Source organism: Acidobacteriota bacterium (genome assembly GCA_020349885.1).
GTDB lineage: Bacteria > Acidobacteriota.
This window is the reverse complement of the sequence record CP070701.1, coordinates 189883-195944: the sequence shown is the minus strand read 5'-3', so window position 1 is coordinate 195944 and position 6062 is coordinate 189883. Positions and strand designations below refer to the sequence as shown.

The 6062-nt window shown below is 62.9% G+C and carries 3 protein-coding genes and 1 tRNA gene; 1 reads left to right on the top strand and 3 read right to left on the bottom strand.

The features are described 5' to 3' along the window. Positions 1-18: 18 nt before the first annotated feature. Positions 19-105, bottom strand: a tRNA-Leu gene (locus JSV08_00890). A gap of 75 nt (positions 106-180) precedes the next feature. Then, positions 181-909, bottom strand: a complete 729-nt coding sequence (locus JSV08_00885) for an ankyrin repeat domain-containing protein (GenBank protein UCF81805.1) — start codon at positions 907-909, stop codon at positions 181-183. A gap of 293 nt (positions 910-1202) precedes the next feature. On the opposite strand from JSV08_00885, the gene JSV08_00880 reads away from it, so the two are divergent. Beyond that, positions 1203-2543 (top strand): MFS transporter, encoded by a 1341-nt coding sequence (locus JSV08_00880; protein UCF81010.1) that lies wholly within the window; start codon positions 1203-1205, stop codon positions 2541-2543. A gap of 118 nt (positions 2544-2661) precedes the next feature. Here JSV08_00880 and JSV08_00875 read toward each other — a convergent pair. Beyond that, the coding region (locus tag JSV08_00875) for a PAS domain S-box protein (GenBank protein ID UCF81009.1) at positions 2662-6062 on the bottom strand (3401 nt) is incomplete at its 5' end.

Below are 6062 nucleotides of genomic sequence, written 5' to 3'. Positions count from 1 at the left end.
TGGGGGCCGCCATAGAGGTACCGGAGGCCGGACTCGAACCGGCACGGGGAGACAAATCCCCGAGGGATTTTAAGTCCCTTGCGTCTACCATTCCGCCACTCCGGCGCACCCTTATTGTACATGAAACGGGCGGGCCGGTCATTCCGGCGGGCGGCGCGGCACGCACCTCCCCGCGCCCCGTCACTCCTTTGCTCCGGCCCGTTTGAGAATTTCCACAATCTCGACGTGGTCCTTGAACTCGGCGGCCGTCAGGGCGGTATCGCCGTCTTCGTTCTTCGCGCTCAAGTCCGCACCCCCGGCGATCAAAGCTTTCACCACTTCGGCGCGGCCCTTCCATGCCGCCCACATCAGGGCGGTGCCGCCGTCTTCGCTCTTCGCGTCCACGTCCGCGCCCTTGGCAATCAGAGCTTTTACAACCTCGGCGTGGCCTTCCCATGCCGCCCACATCAGGGCGGTGCCGCCGTCTTCGCCCTTCACGTTCACGTTCAGGTCCGCGCCCTTGGCGGCCAAAATTTTCACCACCTCGGCGTGACCCATCCCCGCCGCCCACATCAGGGCGGTGCCGCCGTATTCGCCCTTCACGCTCACGTTCAAGTCCGCGCCCTTGGCAATCAGAGTCTTTACAATCTCGGCGTGACCCGCCCCCGCCGCCCACATCAGGGCGGTCACGCCGTCTTCGCTCTTCGCGTTCACGTCCGCGCCCTCGGCAATCAGAGTCTTTACAATCTCGGCGTGACCCTCCCCCGCCGCCCACATCAGGGCGGTGCCGCCGCCTTCGCCCTTCGCGTTCACGTCCGCGCCCTGCTTAATGAAATTTTCCACTTTGGCGGCATCCCCGTCCTCAGCCGCCTCGATCAGGTCCGAGTTAATATCTCCGTGGGCCGTCTGCCCGAAAAGCAGCGGGAGCATGAGCAGAAGCGTCTTAAGGAAAAAATTCATTTTCGTCATTTTTTTCACTCCGGGTTTGTTCGCATGGCCGTTACGTCCTGCTGGAAGCGCTCGCACATGAGGGGATTCTCACATACATTGGGCGTGGCATTCAACCAAGACGAAGGGGGGCGCGCGGCACGCGCCTCCCCGCGCCCCTTGCCTGTCCTGAGCCTTGGCTGCCGCAAGGCAAGCTTTGTCAAAGGAATGGGGGAGGGGAGAAAGCCGCGCCTTCTTTGTTTATCCTTTCCGCCCCTGCTATCCTGCCGTGTCACATGCCGGCAACGAAGAAAACCCAAACCGACGGCAACGGCCCGAAAAACGGCGCGGCGGCGATGGAGCCGGGCGTGGCGCCGATGGACCCGACCGTAGGGTCGGGCGCGTGGATGCTTGCGGCGCCCCGCCGCGCGTTTCGCTCGCTGCGGCACCGCAACTTCCGCCTCTTCGCCTTCGGGCAGGTGATTTCGCTGCCGGGCGCGTGGATGCAGACGGTGGCGCTGTCCTGGCTCGTCTATCGTATGACCGACTCGGCCGCGCTCCTCGGGGTCGTCCAGTTCGCGATGCACATCCCGATTTTTCTCTTCGGCCTATTGGGAGGTCTCGCGGCCGACCGCTTCCCGCGGCGCAGACTCGTGATGGCCACGCAGATGCTTCTGATGGCGCAGGCGTCGGTGCTCGCGGCGCTCGTGCTCACCGGGCGCGCGACCATCCACCATCTGATTCTGCTCGCGGCGGTTCTGGGCTTTGCGCTCGCGTTCGACATTCCGGCGCGCCAGTCCCTGCTCTCCGAGCTGGTGCCTCCCAAGGACCTCATGAACGCAATCGCCTTGAACTCCTCGAATTTCAACTTCGCGCGCCTCGTCGGTCCCGCCGCGGCGGGATTCCTGGTGGCGCGCTGGGGTGAGGGCATGTGCTTTCTCATAAACGCCCTTTCCTTCACGGTTATCCTTCTGGCGCTCACGCAGGTCCGCACGGTGGCGCACAAGCCCGCCGGCAGCGGGGTCTCTCCCCTTCAGCAGCTCGGCGAGGGACTCGTCTACGTGGCCTCGACGCCGCATGCGAAGGCGCTTTTGTCCCTCCTTGCGGCCGCGAGCCTCTGCGCTTATCCCCACATCGTGCTGATGCCCGTCTTCGCGCGCGACATCCTCGGGGGGGACGCCTCGACGCTCGGCACCCTCATGGCCGCAGCCGGCGGCGGGGCGCTCCTCGGCGCACTGTCGCTCGCCTCCCGGAGCAGCACGCGCGGCCTCGGGCGCACCGTGGCGCTCTCATGCGGCGGGTTCGGCGTGGCGCTCGTGGCCTTCTCGTTCTCGCGCTACCTTGTGCTCTCCCACCTGCTAATGGTCGCGGCGGGCTTCGGCATGATGAAGCACCTCGCCGCCACGAACACCCTCCTCCAATCCTTCGTGCCCGGCGAGCTGCGCGGCCGTCTCATGAGCATCTACTCGACAATCCTCATCGGCTTCGCGCCATTCGGGAGCCTCGTCACGGGATGGTTCGCCGACCAGTACGGTGCGCCCGCAGTGCTTGCCGCGTGCGGCGGACTGCTTGTCCTTAGCGCGGCGCGGTTCGCCGCGCGGATTCCGACGCTTGGAAAGGCGTGGAAGAATCTCTAGAGCCCATCCCAAAACCTATTTTAACCGCGCCCGTGAGGCTTGCCCCGAGCAAGGTCGGGGGGCGCGCGAAAAGGGTTTCGGGATAGCTTCTAGGAAAGAAGGCCCCGAGAGCTTCTACTTATAAAAGCTCGCCGTCCTTGTCAACCGCGTACTGCGGGTCCGATTCCAGGAACGGCCCCACGGCGCTGCTGTCCAGGGGCTTCGAGAAAAGGAACCCTTGGGCGTACTGGCACTTGATCGCCTTCAGGTGGGCCAGTTGCTCCGCCGTCTCCACGCCTTCCGCGATGGTTTCCATGTGCAGCGTGCGGGCGAGCGTCACGATGGTTCGGACGATGTCCAGGCTTCCGTCGGTCGCGCTCAGGTGGTCGATGAACGACTGGTCAATCTTCAGCCCGTCGAACGGGAAGCGGTGCAGATAGCTCAACGAGGAGTAGCCCGTGCCGAAGTCGTCCAGGTGGAACCGGACGCGTAGCGCCTTGAGCCGCGAGAGCGTCTCGGTGGCCGACTGGGTGTTCTCCATAACCGCGCCTTCCGTGACCTCCAGCCGCAGGTTGCTCGGGCAGAGGTCGATTTCCTGAAGGATTTCGCCGATTTGCGGCACCATATCGGGCTGGATGAACAATTTCCCTGAGATGTTTATGCTGAGGAAGAGCGAGGCGTTCTTGGGAAATTGCTCCTGCCATGCGCGCAGCCGGCGGCCCGACTCCTGGATGACCCAGAGGCCGATGGTGTTGATGAAGCCGGTTTCCTCCGCGATGTAGATGAACTCCTTGGGGGGAATCACGCCGCGCTGCGGGTGCTGCCAGCGCAGGAGCGCCTCGAGGCCGACGAGCTTTCCACTCTCAAGCGACACGATGGGCTGGTATTGGATCAGAAACTCGTTGCGCTCCACGGCCCGCCGGAGGTCGGTCTGCAGCTGGAAGGTGTCCACGGCGCGGGTGTGCATGGTTTCGTCAAAAACTTTGTGGCGGGCCCGGCCGAGCTCCTTGGCGCGGTACATGGCCGTGTCCGCGTCGCGCAGGATGTCCTCCGAGCGGTCGTATCCAGCCGCGCTGAAGGCGATTCCGATGCTCGCGGTGGTAAAGACCTGCCGCTCGCTCAAGATAAAAGGCGGCGCCAGCTCTTCCTGTATACGCTCGGCGGCCTGCGTTGCGTCGCTTGGACCCTCGATGTCGTCCAGCAGCATGGTGAACTCGTCCCCCCCGACGCGCGCGACCGTGTCTCCTGAGCGCAGGCACTTCTCCAGCCTTCGCGCGACCCCGACCAGCAGTTCATCCCCCACCGTGTGCCCGAGGCTGTCGTTGACGACCTTGAAGCGGTCCAGGTCCAGGAACAGGACGGCGAACGAGTAATCCTTGCGCCGCTTCGAGCGGGCGAGCATCTGCTCCATGCGGTCCGCGAGCAGCAGACGGTTGGGCAGGTCCGTGAGCGAATCATGCAGGGCGTTGTGGACGAGCTGCTCTTCCGCCTGTTTGCGTTCGGTGATGTCCTGCGCCACGACCAGGGCCGCCTTTCGCCCGTCGAATTCGAGCGTGTGCGAAACGACCTCCACGTCGATGAGCAGGCTGTTTTTCAGGCGATGCTTCATCTGGCCGCCGTGCCGCAGAGGCGAGCGGGGCTCTTGCATGCTTTCGAGAAGACGGCGCGCCTCCTCAGGCGGCCGGATGTCCGTAACCCGCATGTTGAGGAACTCGTCGCGCGAATAGCCGTAGTGCTCGACCGCGGCGTCGTTGACTTCGAGGAAGCGGAGCGTCTCCAGGTCGTACACCCACATGGGATGTGGGTTGTCGGCGAACAGGAGCCGGAAGCTGGCTTCGCTGTCGCGCAGCGCCTCCTCGGCGCGCTTACGGCGGGTAATGTCGCGAACGATGCCCTGAACGACCTTCTGTCCGGCAACCTCGAAGAAGCCGGACGCAACCTCGGCCGGGAAAATCTCGCCGTTTTTCCTTTTGAAGTCGATCTCGAAATTCGCGTGCCCGTCCCGGGAAATTTTTTGGAACGCACGCCGGGATGCCTCCTGCGCCTCCGGCGGATGCAGGTCAGGAATGCGAAACGCCAGAATCTCGGATTTCGAGTACCCGAACATGTCTAGCACTTTTCGATTGACGTCCATGATGTTGCCGTCCATGTCGTGGATGAAGATTCCATGGTTGGAGCGGCGGAAGAGGTTGTGGTATTTCTCCTCGCTGTCCTGGAGGCGGGCTTCCGCCCGTTTGCGCTCGGTGATGTCCTCGACCGTCCCCTCGTAGTAGACGGCACGCCCCGCCTTGTCGTAAACGGCGAAGGCGCTTTCCCGGACGTACAACGAGGTTCCGTCCTTCCTCGTCCACGAGGCCTCCAAGCCGGTAATCTGGCCCTCCTTTTCCAGGCGCTCACGGAAAAGAGAACGCTCGTACTCCGCCCAATAGCCGTCCTTTTCCAGATTGTGTTGCACAATTTCCCCGACGGAGTCGTAGCCCAGCATGCGGGCGAACGCCGGGTTCGCCATGAGGACGCGGCCGTCGGGAGTCGTGCGATACATGCCGATCATGGAGCTTTCAAACACGCTCCGGAAGCGTTCCTCGGATTCCACCAGCGCCTCCTCGGCCCACTTGCGCTGGGTAATGTCGATCCAGTAGCCGACGAACTCGTAGGGGTTCCCGTCGGCGTCGCGAACCAGCTTGAACTCGTCACGCATCCATCTGTACGTGCCGTTCTTGTGCAAGAAGCGATACTCGCTGGTTCCCCCGCCTTTTGCCACCGCATCTTCGAAATCCGAGTCCAGCCGCTCTCTGTCGTCAGGGTGCACGTACGTGTCTTCAAAGAATTCCGGATCGGTCAGGCACTCCTCCACGGGGTAGCCGAGGATGGAAAAGACGTTTTCGCTGACGGACTTCAGCAGGAAGTCTCCGGAAGCCTCGCAGGTGTAAATAATCGCCGGGCTGGAGCCGAGCAAATACTCCAGGCGGGATTTTGCGGAAACCAACTCCTCCTCCGCCCGCTTGCGCTCGGTTATGTCGATTTCGTAGCCGACATACTCGAGGGGATTCCCGTCGGCGTCGCGAACCAGCTTGTACTCCTCACGTATCCACCGGTACGTGCCGTCCTTGTGCGGGAAACGATACTCGCTGACTCCATGGTCTTTGCCTTCCGGGTCTTGAAACTCCAACATCACCCGCTCTTTGTCGTCAGGGTGCAGGTACGCGTAGCTGGCAAATTCCGGGTCGGCCAAGCATTCCTCCGCGGTGTAGCCTAGGATGGAATAGACGTTTTCGCTGATGAATTTCAGCTGGAAATCCCCGGAAGTCTCGGAAGAGTAGATGATCGCGGGGCTGGAGCCGAGCAAAAACTCCAGGCGGGATTTTGCCGAGATCATCTCCTCCTCCGCCCGCTTGCGCTCTGTGATGTCGATCTCGTAGCCGACGAGCTCGTAGGGGTTCCCGTCGGCGTCGCGAACCAGCTTGAACTCTTCACGTATCCATCGGTACGTGCCGTCCTTGTGCATATAACGATACTCGCTGGCTCCATGGCCCTTTTCCA